This window comes from Sphingomonas sp. AAP5, from assembly GCF_004354345.1.
Classification (GTDB): Bacteria; Pseudomonadota; Alphaproteobacteria; order Sphingomonadales; family Sphingomonadaceae; genus Sphingomonas; species Sphingomonas glacialis.
The window spans coordinates 64,593-91,456 of sequence record NZ_CP037913.1; the positions used below are offsets into that span (position 1 = coordinate 64,593).

The following is a 26,864-nucleotide window of genomic DNA, read 5'->3' on the forward strand; positions in this document are numbered from 1 at the left end:
CCTGTGTCGCGCGACCGGAGAATATTACATGACCACGCGTATGCTGATCGACGCACGGCACCGGGAGGAAACCCGCGTTGCTGTCGTCAAGGGAAACCGAATCGAAGAGTTTGATTTCGAGAGTGCCGAGCGCAAGCAGCTCAAAGGGAATATCTATCTTGCCAAGGTGACGCGCGTCGAGCCGTCGCTCCAGGCAGCCTTCATCGATTACGGCGGCAACCGCCACGGGTTCCTCGCCTTCAGCGAGATCCACCCCGATTATTACCAGATCCCCAAGGAAGACCGCGACGCGCTCCTGCGCGAAGAGGCCGAGCATGCCGCTGAAGAAGCTGCACTGCGCGCCCAGCAGGACGCCGAAGACGATCTCCACGACGACGAGCATGAAGACGACGGCTTCGAGCGCGATTCGGACGTAGACGAAACGTCGGTCGAGCGTTTCGACGACGCCGATGAGCTTGGGGGCGGGCACGAGCCCGACACCGAAGTCGTCGCCGAGGGCGAAGCGCGCGGCGGCGAAGGCCGTGGCCGTCGCCGCAAGCGTTCGGCATCGGACGATGCCGCCGACGATCTGCAGCAGCGCCGCACCTCGCTGCGCCATCGCTACAAGATCCAGGACGTCATCCGGCGCCGCCAAGTGCTGCTCGTCCAGGTCGTGAAGGAAGAGCGCGGCAACAAGGGTGCCGCGCTGACGACCTATCTGTCGCTCGCCGGCCGCTATTGCGTGCTGATGCCCAACACGTCGCATGGCGGCGGGATCAGCCGCAAGATTTCGAACGCGGGCGATCGCAAGCGTCTGAAGTCGATCATGGCCGACATGAAGCTGCCCCCGTCGATGGGCTGCATCGTGCGCACCGCGGGCCTCCAGCGCACGCGCCAGGAGATCAAGCGCGACTTCGATTATCTCGCCCGGCTGTGGGACGGGATCCGCGAGACGACGCTCACCTCGTCGGCGCCTGCGCTCGTCTATGGCGACAGCGACCTGATGAAGCGCGCGATCCGCGATATCTACAACAAGGAGATCGACGAGGTCATCGTCGAGGGCACCGAGGGCTATCAGCACGCCCGCGAGTTCATGAAGCTCCTGATGCCGAGCCACGCGCGCAAGGTGAAGCATTACAGCGACCCCGTGCCGCTGTTCCAGCGCGCCGGCGTCGAAGAGCAGCTTTCGGCGATGTACCACCCGGTCGTGCAGCTCAAGTCGGGCGGGTACCTCGTCATCAACCCGACCGAAGCCTTGGTCTCGATCGACATCAACTCAGGGAGATCGACGCGCGAGCATTCGATCGAGCAGACCGCGACTGCGACCAACCTCGAGGCTGCCGCCGAAATCGCCCGCCAGTTGCGCTTGCGCGACATGGCCGGGCTCGTCGTCATCGATTTTATCGACATGGACAACGGGTCCAACGTCCGGAAGGTCGAGAAGGCGATGAAGGAAGCGCTCAAGAACGATCGTGCGCGCATCCAGATCGGTCGCATCTCGTCGTTCGGGCTGATGGAAATGAGCCGCCAGCGCTTGCGCACCGGCGTGCTCGAAGCCTCGACCCGGCCGTGCCCGCATTGCGAAGGGACGGGCTTTGTCCGCACCGCGTCGTCGTCGGGCATCGCTGCATTGCGCATGCTCGAGGATGAAGCCGCGCAGGGTCGCGGGTCGCAGCTGCTGCTGCGCGCCAGCCAGGAAGCGGCGTTCTACCTGCTCAACCGCAAGCGCGGCGAGCTGGCCGAGATCGAGGAGCGCTACGGCGTGATGATCGAGATCGCGCCCGACGGCGAGCAGGAAGGCGCCCGCGTTTCGGTCGAGGTCTCGGGACCGCCGCCGGCCTACACGCCGCGCTTCGATGCGCCGATCGAGGAAGTCGAAGACGATTTCGTCGAGGAAGAGATCGAAGACGAGATCGAGGAAGAGGAAGAGGAGCAGCCCAAGGCCGCCCGCGAGCCGCGTGCTCCGCGCGAGCCGCGCGAGCGCAGCGAAGCGGCGGCTGGCGAGGACGAGGCTGGTTCGCGCCGTCGCCGTCGCCGTCGCGGTCGTCGCGGTCGTGCGCGTCCCGAGGGTGAGGGTGCCGCCGAGGGCGAGGCGCTTGGCGAGGGCGAACTGTCCGACGCCGACGATTCGGTCGAGACCGAAGCCGAGCTCGAGACGGCCGAGCAGGACGAGGGTGCCGAGGCGGCATTCGCAGCCGACGGTGAAGCCGCGGGCGAAGGTGCTGCTGGCGAAGGCGCCAATGGCGAAGGTGGGCGTCGTCGTCGCGGACGTCGCGGTCGTCGCGGCGGACGTCGCGCAGAGGGCGAGCAGGTCGCGAGCGACACCGGCGCGCCCGACGCCGAGGACGCGGTAGCGAGCGAAGCCGTCGAAGCCGAGGCACCCGTTGCCGAAGCGCCGATGGTCGAAGCCGAAGCCGAGGCCGAAGCCCCGAAAAAGGGTCGCCGCCGTCCCAAGGCACGCGATGCCGAGGTCAAGGCCAAGCCCGCCAAGGCCAAGCCTGCGGCTGCCCCCGTGGTCGAGGCTCCGGCCGAGGTCGCGGCTGAAGCGCCGGTCGACGCCGACGCCAAGCCCAAGCGCACGCGTCGCAAGAAGGCGGTCGAGCCGGTAGCTGCCGAAGCGGCGCCTGCGGACGAAACCAGCGCGACGATGGACGTGCCGGTCTCGCAGGAGCCCGCGCCGAAGCCCAAGCGGACGCGCAAGCCCAAGGCAGCGGCGGTCGACGCCGTGACGCCCGAAGCGGCAGCGCCCGAAGCCGAAACACCGGCGGTCGTGCTGGCCGACGGTCTCGACGGCGCGGCACCGGCTGATGACGCCGCGGCCGGTCCCGACGGCGGGATCGATCCCGATCCGGGCGAAGCCGGCAGCCCGCGTCGCGGCTGGTGGCAGCGCACGTTCGGCGCATGATGAACGGGCCGCAGTCCCTTCGAGGTGAAGGGACTGCGGCCGCGTCATCCTAGGTTTTCTGATCCATCGTCACCCCGGGACAAGCCCGGGGTGACGTTTGAGCGGCGGGGCCGATACCCGCTCGAACGCAACGGACGCCCGGGAGGCTATCCGCCCCCGGCTCAAACCACGCGGTTCGCCACCAGATCATCGACCACCGCCGGATCGGCGAGCGTGCTCGTATCCCCCAGGCTCGACACGTCGCCCTCGGCGATCTTGCGCAAGATGCGGCGCATGATCTTGCCCGAGCGCGTCTTGGGTAGGCCGGCTGCGAAATGCACCTTGTCGGGCGCGGCGATCGGGCCGATTTCCTTGCGCACCCAGCCGACCAGCTCCTTGCGCAGATCGTCGGACGGATCCTGCCCCGAATTGAGCGTCACGTACGCGTAGATGCCCTGGCCCTTGATCTCGTGCGGCATTCCGACGACCGCCGCCTCGGCGACATGCGGATGCAGCACCAGCGCGCTCTCGACTTCGGCCGTCCCCATGCGGTGGCCCGACACGTTGATCACGTCGTCGACGCGCCCGGTGATCCAGTAATAGCCGTCTTCGTCGCGCCGCGCGCCGTCGCCGGTGGTGTATTTGCCGGGATAGGTGGTGAAATAGGTCTGGAAGAAGCGATCGCTATCGCCCCACACGCCGCGCATCTGGCCGGGCCAGCTCCGCGCGATAACGAGATTGCCCGAGGTCGCGCCGTTCAGCACGACACCCTCGGGATCGAGCAGTTGCGGGTCGATTCCCGGCAGCGGCTTGGTCGCCGAACCGGGTTTCAGCGCGGTGGCGCCGGGCAGCGGGGCGATCATCGCGCCGCCGGTCTCGGTCTGCCACCAGGTGTCGATGATCGGGCAGCGCCCTTCGCCGACGACGTCGTGATACCAGCGCCACGCCTCGGGGTTGATCGGCTCGCCGACGGTGCCGAGCAGCTTCAGCGAGCTGCGATCGGTCGCGGTGACGAAGCGGTCGCCTTCCTTCATCAGCGCGCGCAGCGCAGTCGGCGCGGTGTAGAGCGTAGTGACCTTGTGGCGATCGACGATCTGCCACATCCGGCTCGCGTCGGGCCAGGTCGGCAGCCCCTCGAACATCAGCGTCGTCGCGCCATTGGCGAGCGGGCCGTAGAGGATATAGGTGTGCCCCGTCACCCAGCCGATATCGGCGGCGCACCACCACACATCGCCGGGGCGATAGTCGAAGGCGAGCTCGTGCGTCAGGCTTGCCCAAAGCAGATAGCCGCCGCTGGTGTGGAGCACGCCCTTGGGCTGCCCCGTGCTGCCCGAAGTATAGAGGATGAACAGCGGATCCTCGGCACCCATCGGCTCGGGCGGGCAGATGGTGGCGACACCCTCGGCCGCCTCGTGATACCAGACGTCGCGCTCGTCGTGCATCGTCACCGCGCCGCCGGTCGCCTTGACGACGATGACGGTGCTGAGGCTCGGCGCGTTCGCTGCGGCGGCATCGACATTGGCTTTCAGCGGCACGCGCTTGCCGCCGCGGCGGCCCTCGTCGGCGGTGATGACGATGGTCGACCCGCAATCCTCGATCCGCCCCGCAAGCGCCTCGGGCGAGAAGCCGCCGAACACCACCGAATGGATCGCGCCGATCCGCGCGCAAGCGAGTACCGCGAACGCCGCCTCGGGGATCATCGGCATGTAGATCGTGACGCGGTTGCCCTTCACCACGCCCTGGCCCTTGAGCACGTTGGCGAAGCGGCACACTTCGGCATGAAGCTCGGCATAGGTGAAGCGGCGCGGCTCTTCGCTGGGTTTGTCGGGTTCCCAGATCAACGCGGTCTCGCCGCCGCGCTTGGCGAGATGCCGGTCGAGGCAATTCGCCGATACGTTGAGCTTGCCGTCGGCGAACCAGCGGATGTGGAAGTCGCTCTTGTCGAACGACCAGTCGCCCGCGATCTCGGGGCGCTTGATCCAATCGAGCCGCTTGGCCTGGTCGAGCCAGAAGCTGCCGGGATCGGCGAGCGAGCGCCCGTACATCTGATCGTAGCCCGCGCCATCGACGCGCGCATGCGCGGCCCATTCGGGGGGGACGGGGTAGAGATCCTGATCGGCCATTGCGCGCTCTCCTGCGCGCGCCATGTGCGACGGGAGCGGGCAGCTTGGCAAGGTCAAGTCGCTTTGCGTGCAACACGTTTCGATCTACAACTGATCGCCAGGCAGAGGTGGAGCGCGCGATGACGAAGACGGTCCTGGTTACCGGTGGCAGCGGTTATATTGCAGGCTTCCTGATCCGCCAGCTCGTCGCGCGCGGGTGGCACGTCAACACCACGGTGCGATCGCTCGCGCGCGAGGCCGAGGTCCGCGCGACGCTCGGCGTGGCGCCCGATGCGCTGACGTTTTTCGCCGCCGATCTGCTGAGCGATGCCGGTTGGGCCGAGGCGGTCGCCGGGTGCAGCCATGTCGCGCATGTCGCCTCGCCCTTTCCGGCGGGTGCGCCGAGGAACGACGACGATCTGATCGTCCCGGCGCGCGACGGTGCGCTGCGCGCGCTGCACTTCGCGCAGGCAGCGGGGGTTTCGCGCTTCGTGCTCACCTCGTCGGTCGCGGCTATCGCATACGGGCACAGCGGCGATGCGCGGCGCTACACCGAAGCCGACTGGACCGATCCGACCGCGCCCGGCGTCGGCGCCTATATCAAGTCGAAGACGATCGCCGAGCGCGCCGCGCGCGACTGGATCGCGGCGCACGGCACGGGGATGGAGTTCTGCTCGGTCAATCCGTCGGCGGTGCTGGGGCCACTGCTCAGCGACGATTTCTCGAGCTCGATCCAGTTCGTGCAGCGACTGCTCGACGGGTCGGTGCCGGGGACGCCGCGGCTCGGCTTCGCGGTGGTCGATGTGCGCGATCTTGCCGATCTGCATGTGCTCGCGCTCGAGACGCCGGGGCTCGACGGCGAACGCTTCATCGGCGCGGGCCCGTTCCTGTGGATGAACGAGGTCGGCGCGATCCTGCGCGATGGCCTCGGCCTGCAAGCGCGCAAGGTGCCGAAGCACGGCATCCCCGATTTCGTCGTACGCTTGCTCGCTCTGTTCGATCCGACGATCCGCCAGGTCACCGGCGAGCTCGGCCGGACGCGTGCGCTCGATGCCGGCCACGCGCTCGCGCGGCTCGGGTGGCAGACGCGCGATGCGCGCACGACGATTCTCGATACCGCGCACAGCTTGCTCGATCGCGGGATCGTCCGAGTTTGAGCGCGGCGGCGGGCGCGAAATCCTCGCTGTTGCGTCGCGGACGCTAAGATTGCGGCTTTCCGCGCCGTCCTCATCTGATAGCAGGGGCGCATGATGTATCGCTCTGCTCTTCCTGCCCCTGCGCGTACCGCATTGCCGGAGTCGAACCGTGGCCACTGATACCCCGCTCGATCGTTTCAAGGCGGTGCTCGGCGGCACTGCGCGCGCGGTCGCGCACGAGCCCGAGATCGAGCTCGCCTTCACCGCCGACGCACCCGCGCAAAGCGGCAAGCATATCAAGGTGCCGATGCCCGCGCGCACGCTCCCGCCCGAGCAAGTCGCCGAGGCGCGCGGCTTCGCCGATGGCTTCGCGCTGCGGCTGCGGCATCACGACACCGCGCTCCACGCCAAGGGCGCACCCGGCGACGCGGTGGCGCGCGCGGTGTTCGATGCGGTCGAGACCGCGCGCGTCGAGGCGCTCGGGAGCCGCGGCTATGCCGGGATCACCGCCAATCTCGACCGCGCGCTCGAGACGCGGCTGCGCGCCGATCCGATCACGCGTGCGCGAAACCGCGACGAAGTCCCGCTGTCGACCGCGCTCGCGCTGATGGTGCGCGAGCGGCTGACGGGTGCGGCGCCGCCCGAGGGCACGGTCGCCGGGCTCGACTTGGTGCGCGACTGGATCGAGCAGAAGGCTGGGCGCGACCTCGATGCGCTCGGCCTCGCGATCGACGATCAGCGCGCCTTTGCGGGTCTCGCCACCAAGCTGCTCGAGGATCTCGAGCTGATCGAGGGCGACATGATCCCCGACGAGGCCGATGAAGGCGGATCGGAGGAAGAGGGCAGCGAGGATCAGCAGGACGATCAGGGCGACGAGGGCGAGGACGAAGGCGAACAGGGCCAGGGCGAGATCGAGGCGCGCGGCTCGGAGACCGAGGCCGATAGCGAAGAAGGCGAAGGCACCGAGCAGGGCGACGATTCGTTCGACGACATGGATGGCGAACCCGGCGACGAAGGCGAGGAGGGGATGCTCCCCGTCCGCCCCAACCGCCCGCTGTCGGATCCCTCATCGCAGTTCGAGTACAAGGCGTGGACCACGTCTTACGACGAGGTAATCGCGGCGACTGACCTGTGCGACGCCGACGAGCTCGCGCGGCTGCGCTCGTATCTCGACCAGCAGCTCGTCCATCTTCAGGGCGCGGTGACCAAGCTCGCCAACCGGCTGCAGCGCCGGCTGATGGCGCAGCAGAATCGCAGCTGGGACTTCGACCAGGAGGAGGGCATCCTCGACGCGGCGCGGCTCGCGCGGATCATCGTCAACCCGACGCTGTCGCTGAGCTACAAGATCGAGCGCGAGACCGATTTCCGCGACACCGTCGTCACGCTGCTGATCGACAATTCGGGCTCGATGCGCGGCCGCCCGATCTCGATCGCGGCGATCAGCGCCGACATCCTGGCGCGCACGCTCGAGCGCTGCGGCGTCAAGACCGAGATCCTCGGCTTCACCACGCGCGCCTGGAAGGGCGGGCAGAGCCGCGAGACGTGGCTCGCCGCGGGGCGGCCGCCGCAGCCGGGCCGGCTCAACGACGTGCGCCACATCGTCTACAAGAAGGCCGACGAGCCGTGGCGCCGCGCGCGCCCGTCGCTCGGGCTGATGATGCGCGAGGGGCTGCTCAAGGAGAATATCGACGGCGAGGCGCTGCTCTGGGCGCATTCGCGGCTGATCGCGCGGCCCGAGGAGCGCAAGATCCTGATGGTCATCTCGGACGGCGCACCGGTCGACGATTCGACGCTGTCGGTCAATTCGGGCTCGTATCTCGAGCGGCATTTGCGGCAGGTGATCGGCTGGATCGAGTCGAAGTCGCCGGTCGAGCTGGCGGCGATCGGGATCGGGCACGACGTGACGCGCTATTATGCGCGCGCAGTGACGATCATGGATGCCGAGCAGTTGGGCGGGACGATCATCGAGCAGTTGGCGGCACTGTTCGATACGCCTTGAGGGTGGCGGTTCGGCGGGGGCTGGGAAGTCGCGATGGGCAGGTCTGGCTTTGGCGGTTAGCCGCCCTTCGCCTGAAGCAGATGCTTCGCGTTCATAGGCGTCACTCCAAGCAAGCGGGCGATCTCGTCAACGGTGATTTCGGGACGCGCCTTTTGCAAATCGTGTGCTGACCAGATCAATGATCCTGACATTGGGTCCACAAAAACACACGGTGTGGCGAATATGTGGCCAATTTTCAAAACGCGCTCGTAGGTTATGAATTCATCTGGCCAAGCATGCTCTAGAATACCTTTTGCCGTTTCTTTGCTGACACGTCGCAAAAAGTATTCGTCAAAAATGCGCTCCTCCTGAGCGATCATCCAATGCTGGCCACACGCGCTACATTTCGAAAGGTGAAGCCACCAAAGATCGCCTCCGTGATCTCGGACATTTTCAATCGTCGCAAATACACGCTCATCAAGTCCGCCACCACCCATCGGAATGGCGGCAAGGTCCGGAATTGAAGCACATTTGCACTTCTCGTGCGCCTCGAGGCGCTGAGCAAGCGAATTACGAAGCTCCCATACGACGTCCCTGTCGCGATAATCGGCTGAAGCAAGGTTCCAGTGCAGGCCTCCGCCGAGCGGCACTTCGAGATCGTCCTGCGCGAGAAACCACCTTTCGAAGCTGATCTCGTCGCTCTCCCCCCGAACGAAGGCCCATAGTCTGGCATGTTGTTCGGCGGTCATCCTCACAGTGTTAATCGCCAATGCCAAATCTTCGCAATTGTTTGTTTGTTCCGATCTTTGCTGTCATCGCGCTGTCCTACATCGCCGCTATTATGGTATGATCTGCACGTTCTTTGAAATCGTCGAACCTGCACGCCGCCATCCGTGCAAAAACGGAAACGATCGCCGTTGTAAACTGCACGTCTTGGGGTCAATCGAGTCAAGCACGTAACCGACACTCTCGACACTGACAGACTTCAAGGCCCGAGCATGGTCGAAACGGATCCCGCCCATGGTATGACCCGCCCCATGACAGTAACCGCACCCGCCACCGGCTTTATCGGCCCCGTCAAACGCTCGGTGACGATCGCGGGGCATGCCACGTCGATCAGTCTCGAACCCGTCTTCTGGCACGTCCTCGAAGCCGCTGCGGCGCGGCGCGCGCTGCCGCTCAACGCGCTCATCGCGCAGATCGATGCGTTGCGGATCGTCGCCGAGGATCCGCCCAACCTCGCAAGCGCGCTGCGAAGCTGGATCCTTTCCGACCTCCAAGCAATCACTAGTGATACTCATTCGCAACAAGGTTGACAGTGCGAGTGACTCGCAATAGCGGTGGTCCCACAAGGGGAAACCGCTTTGACACCTTCTGCCGTCCGCAAGCCCGTCTATCTCGCTCTCTCGTGCGTCGGCGCGTTCGCCAGCCATCCGGCGTTCGCCGAGGATGCGCCGCCCGCCGCGGCGAACGACATGGATCCCGACGCCAAGCTCGACATCGTCGTCCAGGGCCAGCGCCGGACCGATCCCAAGCAAGTCGCGCCGCTGCTCGACACGCCGAAATCGATCCTCGTGCTCAACAAGGACACGATCGCGCAGACCGGATCGAACAGCCTCGCCGATGCGCTGCGTACCGTACCCGGCATCACCTTCGGCGCGGCCGAGGGCGGCAACCCGATCGGCGACCGCCCGTTCATCCGCGGGTTCGACAGCCAGGGCAGCCTCTACGTCGACGGCGTGCGCGATCTCGCCTCGCAAAGCCGCGAAGTGTTTGCGGTCGATTCGGTGCAGATCGTGCGCGGCTCGGACTCTACGCTCGGCGGCCGCGGGAGCGCCGGCGGTACGATCAACATCCTGTCGAAGCTCCCTCAGGCGAGCAGCTTCGGATCGGCGAGCGTCTCGTACGGCAATGCCGATTACAAGCGCGTCACCGCCGATGTGAACCTGCGCGTCAGCGACACCGCGGCGTTCCGCATCGAAGGCGTGTGGCACGACCAGGACTTCGCCGGGCGCGACGCGGTCTCGGCGCGGCGCTGGGGCATCGCGCCGAGCGTCACCTTCGGGCTCGGCACGCCGACGAGGCTAACGGTCGGCTTCTACCGGCTCGAGAGCCATGAGCTCCCCGACAGCGGTATTCCCTATCTCAACGTCTGCACGGCGACCAATTGCGCGCTGCCCGCGGGCACTGTCTTCACGACGCCCGCGATCGGCACCGTCACGACGCGCGGCGGCCAGACGGGGACGATCTCGCGCAACACCTTCTACGGTCTCAAGAACCGCGACTTCCGCGATGCGACGACCAACCAGGCGACACTGCGGGTCGAGCATGATTTCGGCGGCGGGATCACGCTGCGCAACACCGCGCGCTTCAACCATGACACGCAGGCCTATATCTTCCTGCTGCCCGACGACAGCACGGGCAACGTCTTTGGCACGACAACGACCAATACCGGCGGCAATCTGACGAGCGGCGGCTATGTCTGGCGGCGCGCGAATACGCGCTATGGCTATAGCAAGGCGCTGATCAACCAGACCGATCTCAGCGGCAGCTTCACGACCGGCAGCATCAAGCACAGCTTCGCGGTCGGCACCGAGCTCGCGTGGGAGAAGACGCGGCGCGGCACCTATGTCGTCGCCTCGGGCTCGACGCTGACGCCGCGCTGCACGACCGCGACGCTCGCGCGCTATTATTGCACGAGCTTGTTCAACCCCAACCCCAACGACCCCTTCGTCAACTACACCAGCGACACGTCGAGCGTGCAGACGCCGATCGTGCGCGGCGCGAGCAACACCGAGACGCAGAACGACGCGCAGACGATCGCGCTCTATGGCTTCGACTCGATCACGCTGCTCCCGCAACTGATCCTCAATCTCGGTGCGCGCTTCGATCGCTTCAAATCGACCGTGACGCTGCCCTTCGCGGTCGGCGCGGTGCCGCTGCGCGTGTCGCGCACCGATGAGCTGTTCAACTGGCAGGCCGGGCTCGTGTTCAAGCCGACCAAGGAAACCAGCCTCTACGCCAGCTACGCCACCGCCGCGACGCCGCCCAACAGCCTGCTCGGCGAGGGGCGCGAGGACAATGCGCTGCCGACGACGGTTGCCACGCTTTCGGTGCTCGACTCGCTCAAGGTGCAGAAGACCAAGTCGTACGAGCTCGGCGCGAAGGCGAGCGTGTTCCACGAAAAGCTCGCGCTCGCAGCAGCGGTGTTCCAGACCGACATCCAGAACGCGCGCGTCACCGCCGATGGCGGCAGCGTCGCCTTTATCGGCCGCACGCGGATCCGCGGGCTCGAGCTCACCGCATCGGGCGCGGTGCTGCCGGGATGGACCGTGTTCGGCGGTTACACCTATCTCGATGCCAAGGTGGTCGATGGCGGTCAGAGCGCGCTTGCCGTGGCGGCGAATGGCGCTGCGCCGGCGACCACGGTCTATGTCGCCTCGGCCAATACCGGCCGGCAAGTGCCGCAGATCGCGAAACACAGCTTCACCGCGACGACGAATTACGAGGTCACCAAGCGCTTCCAGCTCGGCGGCAGCGCGATCTACTCGAGCCGCATCTATGGCGGCTATGCCGACAATCGCAGCGCGACGCAGACCGCGGCGGGCGTGGTGACGGTCGCCCCCGCGACGGTCCAGTTCGCGCGCGGCGTCCCCGCCTATTGGCGCTTCGATGCGCGCGCGAGCTATCAGCTGACGCCGAACCTCCAGCTCTCGGTCAACGCGCAGAACCTGACCGACAAGGTCTATTTCAACCAGACCTACACCAACCATTACGCGTCGATCGCCCCCGGACGCAGCGTGTTCGGCACGCTCACGGCGAAGTTCTGATGGAGGATGTCACGGCGCTGTCGCGCGACGAGATCGCCGCGCGGCTTGCCGCACCACCGGCGGAGCGCGCGGCGTTCATCCGCGCCTGTGCCGAAGCGGGCGAGGCCGAGGCGCAGGCGGTCTATGGGCAGATGCTGCTCGACGGGCTCGGTGTCGCCACGGATCCACGCGCCGCGCTCGGCTGGTTCACGCGCGCGGCGGCGCAGCATCACCTGATGGCGATCAACATGGTCGGTCGGTGCTACGATCTCGGCTGGGGCACGCCGCCCGACAAGCGCCGCGCGGCGGACTGTTACCGCATCGCGGCCGAGCGTGGGCTCGACTGGGGGATGTACAATTACGCGACCCTGCTCGCGCTCGGCGACGGCGTGGCCGAGGACCGACCGGCGGCGCTCGCGTGGTTCCGCAAGGCAGCGGCGCTCGGTAGAAATTTGGCAGGGGCCAAGGCGATCAACTTCGTCGGCAGCTTCCATGAGGATGGCTGGGTCGTCGCGCGCGACATGACTGCGGCGGCGTTGTGCTATGCCCGCGCGGCGCAGGGCGGCGATTTTCGCGGGTGCTTCAACCATGCGCGGATGCTCGGCGCGGCGGGGCGGATCGAAGATGCGATCGGCTGGCTCAAGCGCGCCGGCGCGAGCGCGACGCCGGCGTTCGTCGAGAAAGCCGCGGCGTGGCTTGCGGCCTCCGACATCGGTGCCTTCCGCGTGCGCGGGGTTCAGGCGATCCGGGGGGCCGCATGCTGACGGTCATCCCGGATCTGCTCGACGCAGCGCAGGTCGCCACGCTCCGCGCGATGATCGATGCGGGCGACTGGATCGACGGCAACGCCACGTCGGGGCACCAGTCCGCGCTCGCCAAGCACAATGCGCAACTGCCCGAGGATTCGCAGGCTGCGCGCGCTGGTGGGGCGATCGTGCTCGATGCGCTCGCCGCCTCGCCACTGTTCGTGGCGGCGGCGCTTCCGCTCAACGTGTTTCCGCCGCTGTTCAACCGCTACGCGACTGGCGACGGGTTCGGCGCGCATGTCGACAGCGCGATCCGCATCCGCCGCGGCAGCGATTATCGCATCCGCAGCGATCTGTCGGCGACGCTCTTCCTCGCCGCCCCAGACAGCTATGACGGCGGCGAGCTCGTCATCCAGACGCAGTTTGGCGAGCAAAGCGTCAAGCTGCCCGCGGGTCAGCTCGTGCTCTATCCGGCGTCGAGCCTGCACCACGTCGCGCCGGTGACGCGCGGGATGCGTGTCGCCTCGTTCTTCTGGATCCAGTCGATGGTGCGCGACACCGAAGCGCGCGCGATGCTGTTCGAGCTCGACACCGCGATCCAGTCGCTCGGCGCGCGTGTCGGGCAGGGGGATGCCGAGATCGTCCGGCTGACCGGCGTCTATCACAATTTGTTGCGCCGCTGGGCGGAGGTTTGAGTGAGCAAGATCGGAATGCGCAATGCCTGGTTCCAGGTGCACAAATGGATCGGTTTGATCCTGGCGGTGGCGATCATCCCGCTGTCGGTGACCGGCGCCGCGCTGGTGTGGGACGACGCGCTCGACCATGCGCTCAACCCGCAGCGCTACGCGACGAGCGGCGACGGGCTGCAGCCGATGCAGCGCTATGTCGCAGCGGCGCGCGGCCGGCTCGCGCCGGGCGACCGGATCGCCTCGGTCGCGCTCCCATCCGCGCCGGGTGAGCCCGTCATCGTGGTGGCGAGCACCGCGCCGACCGCCAAGCGTACCGCAGGACCGCCGCCCCGCAAGACCGTCTGGATCGATCCGGCGACCGCGCATGTGCTCGACAGCGCGGGTAGCGGCGGCGGGCTGATCCGCACCTTCCACATGATCCACGGATCGCTGCTGATTCCCGGCGTCGGGCGGCAAGTGGTCGGCTGGATCGGGGTGGCGATGCTGTTGTCCTGCGTGTCGGGGCTGTGGCTGTGGTGGCCGACGGTCGGGCGCTGGGCGCGTGGGCTTCGCTGGCGGCGGCATCGCAACACCGACACCAATCTGCATCACCTGCTCGGCTTCTGGATCGCGCTGCCGCTGTCCGTGCTGTCGCTGACGGGGGCTTGGATCTCGTTCCCGCAAGTGTTCGGCGGCGCGCAGGGTGGGGCGGGCGGCAAGCCCGGTGCGCGCGCGGGTGGCCAGCGGCCGCTGCCGCTTGCGACACCCAAGCTCGCGCTCGACGCGGTCATCGCGCGCGGCAACGCCGTGTCGCCGGGTGCCATCACCAAGGTCGATTGGCCGACCGATCAAAAGCCGGTGTGGACGCTCGGCATCGCGCACGATGCCCGCGCCGTGACGGTCGCCGACGCCGATGGTGCCGCCAAGGTCGTGCCCGAGCCACGCGAACCACTCGCGCGGACGATGCGGCGGATCCACGACGGCACCCGGATGGGGCTCGTCTGGCAGATCGTGATCTTCCTCGGCGGGCTGCTGCCCGCGATCCTGGCGGTGACCGGGATCATCATGTGGTGGCGGTCGCGCGGCTGGCGCGCGCAGCTCAAGGCGAAGCAGCGTGCGCGGGGTGAAGCTGTTGTCCTAAGCTGATCTGGCTGGCCTACTCCTGAAACGTCACCCCGGGCCCGTCCCGGGGTCCACGGTGCCGCATGAACTGCCGAGGCAGGTCGCGCATCCCGGTGGACCCCGGAACAGGTCCGGGGTGACGGTTGTGGAGGGCTGCTACCGCCCTAGCAACACGCGCGCCTGGCCAGCGATCTGCGCGAGCATCGCCGCATTCGGCGCCGGCGCGAGCCGCGCGCGATCGATCACCGCCTTGAACTGCGCGACGCGGCCGGCATTCTCCGCCAGCCAGCCTTCGACCAGCGCCTGCGGATCGCTCCCGTTCCCGTTCGCGCCGCGACCGAGGAACTCGAGCCGCAGCTGCTGGAAATCGCGCGCCAGCCCTGCGATCAGCAACCGCTCCCACGGGTCGCTCGACGCGATCCGCGCGGCATTGGCCTGCGCCCAGTCGAGACCCAGCGCTTGCCCCAGCCGCGTGAACGCGCGCGTCAGCACCGCCTCGTCGATCCCGAGCCGCTCGCCGAGATCGGCCAGCCCGACCGCGCCATCGAGCTCGAACAGCCGCACGACCTTCTGCACCAATTTGCCCGGCGCGCCTGCGGTCTCGAGCGTCGCGGCGATCCGCGCGCTCTGCGCACTCGCTTCCTCGAGCAGCAGCGCCTTGGTCTGCTTGTCGAGTTCGCGAATGCCCTTCGACAGCCGCGCGAGCACGTCACCCGGACGGCTGCCGCCGCGCGTGACGCGCAACAGATCGGCGATCTGCGAGCGCGTCGCCACCGCGACCTCGTCGAACAGCGCGATCCGCGCCGCTTCGGGCATCTCGGCGGTCTCGATCTCGCGCCACAATTCGGGCAGGTCGAACAGCCGTTCCGCGACGACGAAGTTCGCCGCGATGTCGCTCATCGCCGCGCCCTCTTCCTCGGCAAGCTCGAAGGGATAGAGCACGCCCATCCGGTTGACGATCCGGTTGGCGAGCTTGGTCGCGATGATCTCGCCGCGGAGGCGATGCTGGTCGATCGCCGCGCCGAACTTCTTGCGCATTGCGGGCGGGAAGGCGGCGTGAAGATCGGGCAGCAGCTCGGGGTCGGCCCCCAGATCCGATCGCTCGATCGCCGCCTGCAGCGCGAGCTTGGCGGTGGCGAGCAGCACCGCGAGCTCGGGCCGCGTCAGCCCGCGCCCTTCGGCCGAGCGGCGCAGCAGATCGTCATTGCCCGCCAGCCCTTCGACGACGCGGTCGAGCGAACCGCTCGCCTCGAAAATCTCGATCAGCCGGACATAGCTCGGCACGTCGCGCGCGCCGTCAGCCTCGGCGATCGACAAAGCGAGCGTCTGCAGGCGATTGTCCTCGAGCACGATGTGCGCGACGTCGTCGGTCATGCTGGCGAGGAAGGTGTTGCGCTTCTCGTAGCCGAGCCGGCCCTCGATCATCTCGCGGTTAAGCGCGATCTTGATGTTGACCTCGTTATCCGAGCAATCGACGCCGGCCGAATTGTCGATGAAGTCGGTGTTGATCCGTCCACCACGCGCCGAAAAGGCGATGCGCGCGGCCTGCGTGACGCCCAGGTTCGCACCCTCGCCGATCGCCGTCGCACGCAGATCCTCGGCATCGACGCGCAAGCGGTCGTTCGCGGGGTCGCCGACTGCGATGTTGTTCTCGGCGCGCGCCTTCACATAGGTGCCGATGCCGCCGAACCAGATCAGGTCGACCGGAGCCTTGAGGATCAGCGAAATCAGTGCGCCGGGCTCGATCTCGCTCGCCTCGATGCCGAGCGCGGCGCGGATCTGCTTCGAGAGCTTGATCACCTTGTCGGTGCGCGCGAACACGCCGCCGCCCTTCGAGATGACCGACGCGTCGTAATCCGCCCACGACGAGCGAGGGAGCGCAAACATGCGCGCGCGCTCGGCCCAGCTGGCCGCGGGATCGGGATCGGGATCGAGGAAGATGTGGCGATGGTCGAACGCCGCGACGATCTTCAATGTCTGGCTGAGCAGCATGCCGTTGCCGAACACGTCGCCCGACATGTCGCCGCAGCCGACGACGCGGATCGGTTGCGTTTGCACGTCGATGCCGCGCTCGGCGAAGTGGCGCTGGACGCTGACCCACGCGCCCTTGGCGGTGATCCCCATCGCCTTATGGTCATACCCGACCGAGCCGCCGCTCGCGAAGGCGTCGCCGAGCCAGAAATTGTGCTCGAGCGCGATCGCGTTGGCGACGTCGGAGAAGGTCGCGGTGCCCTTGTCGGCGGCGACGACGAAATAGGGATCGTCGCCGTCATGGATCACGACGTCGGCGGGGTGCACCACCGCGCCCTCGACGATATTGTCGGTGATCGACAGCAGCGTGCGAATGAACACGCGGTAGCTCTCGGTCCCCTCGGCGAGCCACGCATCGCGGTTCGACGCCGACGGGAGCTGCTTGGGATAGAAGCCGCCCTTCGCGCCGGTCGGCACGATCACGGCGTTCTTGACGCGCTGCGCCTTCATCAGCCCGAGAATTTCCGTCCTGAAATCGTCGCGTCGGTCGGACCAGCGCAGGCCCCCGCGCGCGACTGGGCCGGCGCGCAGGTGGATGCCCTCGACGCGCGGGGAATAGACCCAGATCTCGCGCCACGGCACGGGGGCGGGAAGGCCGGGGATGAGGTGGCTGTCGAGCTTGAACGCGAGCGCGATCTGCCCGGCTGAGGCAAACGCGTTGGTGCGCAGCGTCGCTGCGATCACGCTGCGCAAGCTGCGCAGGATGCGGTCGTCGTCGATCGCCGAGACCGCGTCGAGCCCGGTGTCGATCGCCGCATCGGCGACCTCGACGCCCGAGCGCGCGCGTGCCGGATCATGCGCAGCGGCGAAACGCTCGATCAGCGCCGCGGCCACCTTCGGCGCACGCCGCAGCGCATCGACCACGGTGACGAGCCCGTAGGTCAGCCCGGCCTGGCGCAGATAGCGGAACCACGCGCGGAACAGCAGCACCGATGCCGGCGCCATCGCGGCATCGACGATCAGCCGGTTGAACGCGTCATTCTCGGCCTTGCCCTCGAGCACTGCCTGGATCGCATCCTCGAGCACCGTCGTATCGGCCGAAAGCCGCACGCCCGCCGCCTCGACGAGGAATTCATGGACGAAGCCCTGCTCGTCATCGGCAAGCGCGGTCGGCAGCTCCTCGATCACGCGGAAGCCGAAATTCTCGAGCACCGGGACCGCGTCGGACAGCGCCAGCGCACCGCCCTGGCGGTAGATCTTCAACCGCGCCGCGCCGTGTGCGTCGCGGTACATCCGCACCGAACGATCCTCGGCGTTCTCGAGCCGCGCGAGGCGGATGATGTCCTGCGCGGCTTCCTCGGCGGTGTTGGCGGCGCGATAGCCCGCCGGGAAATTGGTTGCATGGCGCAACGCAAGCCGCGTGGCGCGCGCCGGCTCGACCAGATCGGCAAGCGCTGCCTCGACCGCGGGCACCCAGCCGCGCACCATCCGCGCGATCCGCGCGTCGAGCGTCGCCGTATCGGGCATCACCCCGCCGCCGCGCACGTCGATCGTGAAGCGGATCAGCGCGGTGACGTCGTCCATCGCGATCGCCCAGTTGAGCAGCCCGCCATGCGCCGCCTCGACCAGCATGTCCCCGATCGCGATGCGCCGCGCGGTGGTCAGGTCGTCGCGCGGCAGCCAGACGAAGGCGAACAGATGCCGCCCGAGCACGCTGCGCACCAGCACCAGCTTCGGCCGCGGGCGGTCGGCCAGCGACATCGCGGTGAGCGCGACCTCTTCGAGCGCTTCGGGGGTGAAGGCGGTGATCAGATCATGCGGCAGCGCGGCGAGCGCGTGCGTCAGCGCCTTGCCGGTATGCCCCTTGGGATCGAAGCCGAACTTCTGCTCGAGCGCGGCCAGATGCTTGCGCAGCACGGGCACGTCCTGCGGCGCGGCGTTGAGCGCGCTGCTGGTCCACAGCCCGGCATGGATCGAAACGCCGACGATCTTCTTCTTCTCGCGCACCGGCACCACCGCGAGATCGAGCGGGAGATGGCGATGGACGCTCGAGATGAGATTGGACTTGAGCAGCAGCGGCGCCTCGCCACCCTTTTCGAACCACTGGATCGCGAGTGTGCGCGATGCTTCGGCAAGCATCGGCACCGGCTGCGGATTGCGCGCGAGGCCGAGCGTCGTCTCGGTCGTGCCGCGCCACAGTTCGTGGCCGAGCAAGGTGAAGTTGCGATCGAGCAACCAGGCGAGCATCTCGGCGCCTTCGCCCGCCGGGAGCGTCGCGATGTCGGCTGCCATCGCGTCCTGCAGCGCCTGCCAGTCCTGCACCGCGGCGCGGACATCGGCGAGATTGCGCTCGAGCTCGGCCACCAGATCGCGCCGCTCGCGCGCATCGGCGCGTTCGAGCTCGATATAGATCATCGATTCGGCAGGCCCCGAATCGTCGACGTCGACCAACTGGCCGTCGGCGTCGCGAATCACACCGAGCACGGGGTGGATGATCCGGTCGATCGAAATGTCGTGCGCCCCGATCGTCGCGGCGATCGAATCGACGAGGAAGGGCATGTCGTCATTGACGATCGCCAGCCGCATCCGGCGGCGCGGGTCGGTACCGGGCAGCGGCTCGAGCGCGATCCTCGCGGTGCCGGGACTGCGCCGCTCGGCAGTCGCGGCGACGAACGCGGCAGCGTCGATTCGCTCGGTCTTGCCGAACCCCTGTATTTCGCCCGGAAGAGCACCCTTGGTCAGTCGGGCAGCAAGCGCGTCCGACAGCGATTTCAGCGTGGTTTTAGCCATGCGGGCCCCTATGCGCCCGACGCTGCGCGACCTCAAGACTTGTGGCGGTGCACAATTTTCGAGGTCGTGCCGCGCGGTGCGCGCGTCAGACCGCGCTGCGCATCGCCCGCTCGGTCAGCGCCGTGTCGTCTCCAAGCGTCGCGACGATGTCGAGCATTCCGCCATCGTTGGCGCGCGCCAGCAGCACGACATAAGCGCCGCGCTCGAGCGGGGTTTCGATCGCCACGCTGGCGAGCGTCGGGCGCGAGGCGAGCAAGCCCGCGCTGCTCGCGCGCGGTTTGGCGACGGGCGTCCGTGCGGCGCGTTCGGCTTTGACGATCCCCTTGATGCCACCCTCGAAGCCTTCGAGAAACTCGCCGAGCTGTCCCGTCGCGACGTCGATCCGGCGCGCGTAGGACAGCACCGCGGCATATTCGGTCAACCGCGTCTTGTCGTAATCGGACCCGAAGACGAGCTTGACCACTGGCGTCATCGGCGCGCGGAGCTGGACGACGATCACGGCCGATTCGAGCAACGCGCGGTAGCTCTGCGGATCGGCATCGGCGGCGGCGGCGAAATCATGCGCCCGCCCGAGCGCACGATAGAGCGTCGCGCGGCCACGGACGTCTGCAGCGCGCACCGCGGCGGCGGTTTGCTGCGCAAGCATCAACTGATCGGCGAGATTGCCGCTGGTAGCCGCGGCTGCCGCATCGTCGATGTCATCGGCTTCCGCCGAATCGAATCCAGCACTCGGCCCATCGGCCCAGATCGGTGCTGCCGGCGGCGCCATCGGCGCACTGCTGACCGCCGCTGCGATTTCGGCGTGAAGCTTGGCCTGCGTCTCGGCGTCGACCAACTCTTTCCAGTTGATCACGCCATAGATGAAGTCGATCGATTCGTCGTCCGACGAGAAGGGCATCAAGATGCCGCGATACAGCGTGTTGTGGCCACGCACGCCGACGAATTCGGCCTCGAAGCCGATCGGCGAGCGATTCGCGATGATCTGCAGATAATGGTCGGTCAGCCGCGACAGCAGCGAGCGGCTCGGCACTTGCGAGATGTGCGTCACCGACGAATCGAGGCTGCACTCCTCGCGCAGCGCGCGGCCGAGATAGGCGATCGCCGGGTTTTCGATCCCGAGCGAGAAATCGAGCAGGACGCTGTGCGGGCCGAAATCGGCGATATTGGCGGGATCGAGATCCTCGATCGAGGGATAGGCGCGACCGCCAAGCAGCGACACCCAATGGTTATAGGCGCGAACGTGCATGCGGCGCTCGTCGGTGCCGACGTCGATCTGTGTCTCGGCAACGCCGTTTCCCGCGCTGTCGACGGGCGTGTCGTCGATCTCGTCGCCCTCGACTTCGCTGTCGAAGCGACCGTCCCCGAATCCGCGAACACTGTCCATTGCACAACCGTCCTATTTGGCCCGCCCCGCCGATCGGGCGACTGTCCTAACCGGCTTGTGCACTGCGCGTGGTAAACGCGGAGTAAAGCCTCGCTTTTTTGCGCGCCATTGCGCCTGAGGCGGCGAAGCGGCTTGTCAGCACGAAAACCACCTGTTAAGCGCCCGCCCTCGCACCCGTTCACCCGAACGGCGCGACGCCGCTTTAGCTCAGTTGGTAGAGCATCGCATTCGTAATGCGGGGGTCACAGGTTCGAGTCCTGTAAGCGGCACCAGTCTTTAAACAGGTAATCTCAGAGACATGGAGCGGTAGGGCCTTCGGAAGGGTCGCCGTTTGGGTCCTGCCTGGGGCCCTTTCGGTAGGGAAGTGGGTTCAACCGACGCTAGCCTCTTCGGTAAGGGGTGACGCACCCTTGCCGAGCCGCATTCTGCGCTGCTAGCTGTTCCAATGTTTGAACAAACCTTCAAGAATATCGATGACGTCCTACGCAAAGAGGCGGGATGCACCACGGAACTGGATTACACCGAGCAGACCAGCTGGATCTTGTTCTTGAAATATCTCGACGAGCTGGAGGAAGACCGCAAGATCGATGCCGAGCTGCGCGGTAAGCCTTATGCGCCGATCATCGATGCGGCCCATCGCTGGAGCGTCTGGGCAGCACCAAAAGACGTGGCGGGTAAGTTCGATTATAACGCGGCGCTGACCGGCCCTGACTTGATCGGCTACGTCGATGGCTCGCTTTTCCCTTATCTCCACGGGTTCAAGCAGCGTGCACCCGCGCCCGACACGATCGAATATAAGATCGGCGAGATTTTCGGCGAAATCAAAAACCGCTTCAATTCGGGCTATTCGCTGCGCGACGCGCTGGAGCTCATCGACGGGCTGTCGTTCCGGTCGCAGGATCAGAAACATGAACTGTCGCACCTGTACGAAGCCAAGATCAAGAACATGGGCAACGCTGGGCGCAATGGTGGGGAATATTACACCCCTCGGCCGCTGATCCGCGCGATGATCAAGGTGGTGAAGCCGCAAATCGGGGACAAGATTTATGATGGTGCTGTCGGGTCCGCTGGCTTTCTATGCGAGGCATATGACTATCTAAAACCACTCGCCAAATCGACCGGTGACAACGATACGCTTCAGCGCCGCACGTTCTACGGCAAGGAGAAAAAGAGCCTCGCTTATGTGATCGCGATCATGAACATGATTCTGCACGGGATCGAGGCCCCCAACATCCTGCACACCAACACGCTAGGCGAGAACCTGAACGATATTCAGGAAAAGGATCGCTATGACGTGATCCTGGCCAACCCGCCATTTGGCGGCAAGGAACGCCCCGAGATCCAGCAAAACTTCCCCGTAAAGACCGGCGAAACCGCGTTCCTGTTCCTCCAGCATTTCATCAAATCGCTGCGTGCTGGCGGCACCGCCGCGATCGTCATCAAGAACACCTTCCTATCGAACGGCGACAATGCAAGCGTGAAGTTGCGCAAAGAGTTGCTGGAAAGCTGCAATTTGCACACTGTGCTGGATATGCCCGGCGGCACGTTTCAGGGCGCGGGGGTAAAAACCGTCGTGCTGTTCTTCGAAAAGGGCGAGCCGACCAAGCACATCTGGTATTATCAGCTCGATCCGGGCCGCAACATGGGCAAGACCAACCCGCTGAACGATGCCGATTTGGCCGAGTTCGTCGCGTTGCAGGCCAGCTTTGCCAACAGCGCTAAAAGCTGGAGCGTGGACCGCAGTGAGATCGATCCAGTCAGCTTTGACCTGTCAGCAAAGAACCCCGATGCTGGCGAGGTGGCGACGCTGCGCAGTCCGGGAGAAATACTGGAGGAGATTACCGAGCTGGACTTGGAGAGCGCGGCAATTTTGGCTGAGATCAGGGCGTTCCTGTGAAGGCGAGCTGGAAACGAAAGCCACTTGGATCGATCCTTTCGATTCTGAATGGCTGTGCCTTTGATGCCAAAGCCTTCTCATCCGAAAAGGGCACTCCTCTCATTCGCATTCGTGACTTGAAGAATGGCTTCACGACACAAACCAGTTTCGACGGCCCCTTTGACCAGCGTTATGTCGTGAAGGCGGGCAACTTTCTGATTGGGATGGACGGAGAATTTGGGTGTTTTGAGTGGCGAGGTCCTGATGCGCTACTCAATCAACGTGTATGCAAACTTCATTCATTTAGCGCCGAAATTGATCCGAAATTTCTATTTTATGGAATCAACAAGTACCTCAAAGAAATTGAAGACAACACAACCTTCACGACAGTAAAACATCTATCATCAAAGCAAGTAGCCGCGATAGAGTTTGCGTTCCCCCCGCTTGACGAGCAGCGACGGCTTGTTGCGGTGTTGGACAGGGCCTTTGCAGGCATCGCCACCGCGACGGCGAACGCACAGAGAAACCTAACCAACGCTCGCGCCCTTTTTCAAAGTTACCTGCAAAACATTTTTTCTGGCGACTGCGAAGGGTGGTCATTCCTGTCTTTCGAAGATTGCCTTCAAAAAATAAGATACACGACAAAAATCCAGCGTAAAGACTTCAAGGAAGCTGGTGAATTTCCAATTGTTTCGCAGGAAGCTGATTTCATCAATGGATATTGGAACCGGTACGACGACGTCCTTCGCTTAACATCGCCAATCGTTGTCTTTGGTGATCATACGCAGGTCTTGAAATACATCGATTTCGATTTTGTCCTTGGGGCGGACGGAGTGAAACTTTTGCTTCCCATACCGGCAATATCTGCGAAGTTTTTGATGTATTTTTTGAAGGCGAATCCGATAAATTCGATAGGGTATGCGCGCCACTACCGGCTCCTGAAAGAATTAAATGTAGGTTTCCCACCCTTGCCTGAACAGGCAAATATTACGGAGAACTTGGACCATTTTTCTCGGTATATGGACCAGTTGGAAGAAGTCTATGACGCGAAGGTATTGGCCCTGATCGAGCTCAAACAATCGCTGCTCCATAAAGTCTTCGCGGGGGAACTGACCTGATCCGATGAATGAAGCCGAAACCCGCCTGTTGGACCACCCTTCTACGATTAAGCGGATTACAGGACTATGAATTGGCAGGCTGACCATTTAGCTGCCTTTCGGCAGTCCCTTCCCAAGGGTGAGATGCCTGATCCGGGCCGCCGCTATATCCCGCGAGTCTGGGGCTCTTGCAGTCACCTAGGGGACCAGTTGCCCAATGCTCCGTTAGACCGGACGGCACTTCTAACCCTAGCTGCCGATGAGAGCGTTTCCACCGAGGTCGTTTGCTGGTCGATAATGGCATGGGGCGAAATGCATGGGCGGCATCGAAATACACTTGCCGCACTCGCCCAAGCTCCTTGGATCGATGTGGCCGATCTTATAAGGCTCGGCCAACTTGATCGCGCCAAGGCCTATGATGCTTTTCGGCAGTTGAAACTTGGAAAACCGGACAAAATGCCGGGCGTCGGTCCGGCCTACTTTACCAAGCTAATTTTCTTTCTCATGCCGCGATCAGCGCGCGCGCATCCTGTAGGTTATATTATGGATCAATGGGCGGCATGTTCGATCAACCTGCTAACCGCAGATTCCGTGGTCCTAACTGATTGTTTATTATCATGGCAGTATAAGTGTAGCACGCTCAGTCGACGCGGCACCTTCACAGTCAGCGCTTGCAACACCTCACACAATTACGAAAATTATTGCCGTGCTATCGAAGCACTTGCTCAAGAAATCGGGCGCAACGCCAGCGAAACTGAATTGGCGTTGATGTCTGGCGGCGGAACCTCCAAGAAACGATGGCGCGAATATGTGATTGATCATAGGCAGCCACAGAGTGAATGAAGCTGAGACGCGCGCGGAGTTGATCGACCCCGCCCTTTCCGCCGCTGGCTGGGGGGTGGTGGGGGATAGCCGCACGCGGCGCGAGGTGATCGCGCCGGGGCGGTTGACGGGATCGGGCAAGCGATCGACTGCCAAGGCGGCCGATTATGTTTTGGTCTATCGTAACACCAAGCTAGGGAGCGTGGAGGCTAAGGCAGTCGGCAAGTCGGTCGGCGAAGGCGTCGGGCAAGCCAAGGATTATGCCGAGCGGCTGCAAACCCGCTTCGCTTTTGCGACCAACGGCAGGGCGATCTACCGCATCGATATGCAGACCGGGCAGGAAGGACTGCTCGACCGCTGGCCCACCCCGCAAGAGATTTGGGACGCGACCTTCGCGCATGCTAATGTCTGGCGGGACCGCTTCGCCGCCGTGCCCTATGAAACCGGCGGCAAGTTCGATCCGCGCTATTATCAATACAATGCCATCGAAAAGACGTTGGCGGCAATGGCGGGGGGCAAGGACCGGGTGTTGCTCACACTCGCCACCGGCACGGGCAAGACGGCGGTTGCCTTCCAGATTGCGTGGAAGCTCTTTCAGGCCCGCTGGAACCTTGGCGACTGGCGTGGCACAGGCGAACCGACCCGCCGCCCGCGTATCCTGTTCTTGGCCGATCGCAACATCCTTGCCGATCAGGCCTATAACAGCTTTTCCGCTTTCGAACCCGATGCGCTGGTGCGGATTAGCCCCGCCGAAATCCGCAAAAGCGGCCGCGTGCCCAAGAATGGCAGCGTGTTCTTCACGATCTTCCAGTCAGTGATGACGGAGGGCGGGAGCGAGGAAGAACCAGCTTTCAACTATCAGGATTATCCGCCCGACTTTTTCGATTGCATCATCATCGACGAATGCCACCGCGCAGGGGCAAAGGATGGCAGCGAGTGGCGCGGCGTTCTGGAATACTTCAAACCCGCCGTTCAAATCGGCCTCACTGCTACTCCCAAGCGCAAGGACAATGTCGATACCTATGCCTATTTCGGCGACCCGGTTTACACCTATTCGCTGAAAGAGGGGATCAACGACGGCTATCTGACCCCGTTCAAGGTGGTAGAGCTCGGCACCACGATCGACGATTATGTTTACACGCCCGGCGACACGGTGGAATCTGGCGAAGTGGAGGAAGGCAAGCGCTACGGCGAAGGCGACTTCAACCGTAAAATCGAGATCGAAGCGCGCGAACGATACCGCGTCAAAATCTTCATGGAGCGGATCAACCAGCGGGAAAAGACCTTGGTGTTCTGCGCGACGCAGGCGCACGCGGCGATGGTTCGCGACCTGATCAACCAGACGAAGACCAGCGGCGATCCGCACTATTGCGAACGCGTCACCGCCAACGACGGCGCGCGGGGCGAAGAGTGGCTGCGCGTGTTTCAGGACAACGAAAAGACGATCCCCACGATCCTTACGACTTCGCAAAAGCTGTCCACCGGGGTTGATGCGCGGAACATCCGCAACATCGTTTTGATGCGGCCCATCACCAACATGATCGAGTTCAAGCAGATTATCGGGCGGGGCACCCGGCTGTTCGATGGCAAGGACTATTTCACAATCTACGATTTCGTGAAAGCCTATGAACTGTTCAACGATCCTGAATGGGACGGCGAACCGCTTGCGCCCAATCCGCCCGGCGCGCCGCGTGGGACGCCCGATGGCGATGGCGATGGCGACGGGGGCGACGTCGGCGACGACACCAGTGGGCGGGACGATGGCGATGGAGCCGAACCCGCCGGATGCCTGATTATCCGGCTGGCGGACGGCAAGGAGCGAAGCTTTCAGCATATAAGCGCTTCCACTTTTTGGGACGCATCCGGCAAGCCGATCTCGGCGACGCAATTCGTCGAAAGCCTGTTCGGCAAACTGCCCGAACTTTTTCGGGATGAAGCCGAGTTACGCGCGCTCTGGGGCGAACCGGACACCCGCGCGGCGTTGATCGCAGGGTTGGCTGAGCGCGGGTTTGACGGGGAGCAGCTAGCGCAGGTTCGCGGAATGATCGACGCGGAGCAGTCGGACCTATTCGATGTACTAAATTACATCGCGCACACTAAGTGTCCCCTAAAGCGGATCGAACGCGTGGCAACGCACCGGGCGAGTATCCTTTCCCGCTACGACGCGAAACAGCAGCTTTTCCTCGATTTCGTTTTGTCTCAGTACGTAACCGAGGGGGAAGCTGAGCTGGGTATGGAAAAGCTGCCCAACCTGCTGGACCTGCAATACGGTTCGCGAAGAGATGCCGTCCGCGAACTGGGAAGCGTCGCGGACATACTCAGCACGTTTCGAGGGTTCCAGCGCCAGCTGTACGAATCGGACGACGGGCAAAGGATTGAGCCATCATAAGAGCGGGCGCGGCTCTGCGGGCAGGAAGTGTCGTTTTCGACGATCTGAATGCGCAACTTCAAAGCCCACCTGCGGCGATATTAGCCAATAAATCTCTGCGGCATGGGCTAA

The 26,864-nt window shown here is 64.8% G+C and carries 16 protein-coding genes and 1 tRNA gene; 13 read left to right on the top strand and 4 right to left on the bottom strand.

Annotated elements, in window-relative coordinates; all coding sequences use genetic code 11:
• Nucleotides 1-28: 28 nt before the first annotated feature.
• Complete coding sequence (locus tag E2E30_RS00350; RefSeq protein ID WP_240698990.1) at nucleotides 29-2,884, top strand: Rne/Rng family ribonuclease; 2,856 nt, start codon at nucleotides 29-31, stop codon at nucleotides 2,882-2,884.
• A gap of 161 nt (nucleotides 2,885-3,045) precedes the next feature.
• Here the strand turns inward: E2E30_RS00350 and acs are convergent, their stop codons facing one another.
• The gene (acs, locus tag E2E30_RS00355) at nucleotides 3,046-4,986 is read right to left on the bottom strand and encodes an acetate--CoA ligase (protein WP_133186191.1); all 1,941 of its coding nucleotides are present in this window, start codon (nucleotides 4,984-4,986) and stop codon (nucleotides 3,046-3,048) included.
• Nucleotides 4,987-5,105: 119 nt separating this feature from the next.
• Between acs and E2E30_RS00360 the strand changes: the two genes are divergently transcribed.
• Complete coding sequence (locus tag E2E30_RS00360; RefSeq protein ID WP_133186193.1) at nucleotides 5,106-6,122, top strand: SDR family oxidoreductase; 1,017 nt, start codon at nucleotides 5,106-5,108, stop codon at nucleotides 6,120-6,122.
• Between the two features lie 148 nt (nucleotides 6,123-6,270).
• Nucleotides 6,271-8,100 carry a cobaltochelatase subunit CobT gene (gene cobT / locus E2E30_RS00365; protein ID WP_133186195.1) on the top strand — a complete coding sequence of 610 codons (1,830 nt, stop codon included), beginning with the start codon at nucleotides 6,271-6,273 and terminating at the stop codon, nucleotides 8,098-8,100.
• Between the two features lie 56 nt (nucleotides 8,101-8,156).
• Here the strand turns inward: cobT and E2E30_RS00370 are convergent, their stop codons facing one another.
• Nucleotides 8,157-8,828 carry a hypothetical protein gene (locus tag E2E30_RS00370; RefSeq protein ID WP_133186197.1) on the bottom strand — a complete coding sequence of 224 codons (672 nt, stop codon included), beginning with the start codon at nucleotides 8,826-8,828 and terminating at the stop codon, nucleotides 8,157-8,159.
• Between the two features lie 288 nt (nucleotides 8,829-9,116).
• Between E2E30_RS00370 and E2E30_RS00375 the strand changes: the two genes are divergently transcribed.
• Genes E2E30_RS00375 through E2E30_RS00395 form a run of 5 tightly spaced genes read left to right on the top strand, consistent with a single transcriptional unit; the run spans nucleotide 9,117 to nucleotide 14,448 of the window.
• On the top strand, nucleotides 9,117-9,395 hold the full coding sequence (locus E2E30_RS00375; RefSeq protein ID WP_240698991.1) for a ribbon-helix-helix domain-containing protein: 279 nt from the start codon (nucleotides 9,117-9,119) through the stop codon (nucleotides 9,393-9,395).
• A 48-nt stretch (nucleotides 9,396-9,443) separates the two neighbouring features.
• Nucleotides 9,444-11,909, top strand: a complete 2,466-nt coding sequence (locus E2E30_RS00380; RefSeq protein WP_133186199.1) for a TonB-dependent receptor — start codon at nucleotides 9,444-9,446, stop codon at nucleotides 11,907-11,909.
• Nucleotides 11,909-12,652: a tetratricopeptide repeat protein gene (locus tag E2E30_RS00385; protein WP_133186201.1), complete on the top strand. Its 744-nt coding sequence runs from the start codon at nucleotides 11,909-11,911 to the stop codon at nucleotides 12,650-12,652. The genes E2E30_RS00380 and E2E30_RS00385 overlap by 1 nt, the downstream gene beginning before the upstream one ends.
• On the top strand, nucleotides 12,646-13,329 hold the full coding sequence (locus E2E30_RS00390; RefSeq protein ID WP_133186203.1) for a Fe2+-dependent dioxygenase: 684 nt from the start codon (nucleotides 12,646-12,648) through the stop codon (nucleotides 13,327-13,329). Before E2E30_RS00385 ends, E2E30_RS00390 begins: the two co-directional genes overlap by 7 nt.
• A complete protein-coding gene (locus tag E2E30_RS00395; protein ID WP_206365614.1) occupies nucleotides 13,330-14,448 on the top strand; it encodes a PepSY-associated TM helix domain-containing protein in 1,119 nt (372 codons plus the stop codon).
• A 132-nt stretch (nucleotides 14,449-14,580) separates the two neighbouring features.
• Here the strand turns inward: E2E30_RS00395 and E2E30_RS00400 are convergent, their stop codons facing one another.
• Nucleotides 14,581-19,185, bottom strand: a complete 4,605-nt coding sequence (locus E2E30_RS00400) for an NAD-glutamate dehydrogenase (RefSeq protein WP_133186205.1) — start codon at nucleotides 19,183-19,185, stop codon at nucleotides 14,581-14,583.
• Nucleotides 19,186-19,270: 85 nt separating this feature from the next.
• Entirely contained in the window at nucleotides 19,271-20,569 is a 1,299-nt protein-coding gene (locus tag E2E30_RS00405) for a PAS domain-containing protein (RefSeq protein WP_133186207.1), read from the bottom strand.
• Between the two features lie 196 nt (nucleotides 20,570-20,765).
• On the opposite strand from E2E30_RS00405, the gene E2E30_RS00410 reads away from it, so the two are divergent.
• The 5 genes from E2E30_RS00410 (at nucleotide 20,766) to hsdR (ending at nucleotide 26,753) form a co-directional block, all read left to right on the top strand.
• Nucleotides 20,766-20,841: transfer RNA gene (locus E2E30_RS00410), tRNA-Thr, on the top strand.
• A gap of 173 nt (nucleotides 20,842-21,014) precedes the next feature.
• The gene (locus E2E30_RS00415; protein WP_133186209.1) at nucleotides 21,015-22,466 is read left to right on the top strand and encodes a class I SAM-dependent DNA methyltransferase; all 1,452 of its coding nucleotides are present in this window, start codon (nucleotides 21,015-21,017) and stop codon (nucleotides 22,464-22,466) included.
• Complete coding sequence (locus E2E30_RS00420) at nucleotides 22,463-23,563, top strand: restriction endonuclease subunit S (protein WP_133186211.1); 1,101 nt, start codon at nucleotides 22,463-22,465, stop codon at nucleotides 23,561-23,563. Before E2E30_RS00415 ends, E2E30_RS00420 begins: the two co-directional genes overlap by 4 nt.
• Nucleotides 23,564-23,686: 123 nt before the next feature.
• A complete protein-coding gene (locus E2E30_RS00425; protein ID WP_335925473.1) occupies nucleotides 23,687-24,385 on the top strand; it encodes an 8-oxoguanine DNA glycosylase OGG fold protein in 699 nt (232 codons plus the stop codon).
• Nucleotides 24,378-26,753 (top strand): EcoAI/FtnUII family type I restriction enzme subunit R, encoded by a 2,376-nt coding sequence (hsdR, locus tag E2E30_RS00430; RefSeq protein WP_133186215.1) that lies wholly within the window; start codon nucleotides 24,378-24,380, stop codon nucleotides 26,751-26,753. The genes E2E30_RS00425 and hsdR overlap by 8 nt, the downstream gene beginning before the upstream one ends.
• Nucleotides 26,754-26,864 lie beyond the last annotated feature (111 nt).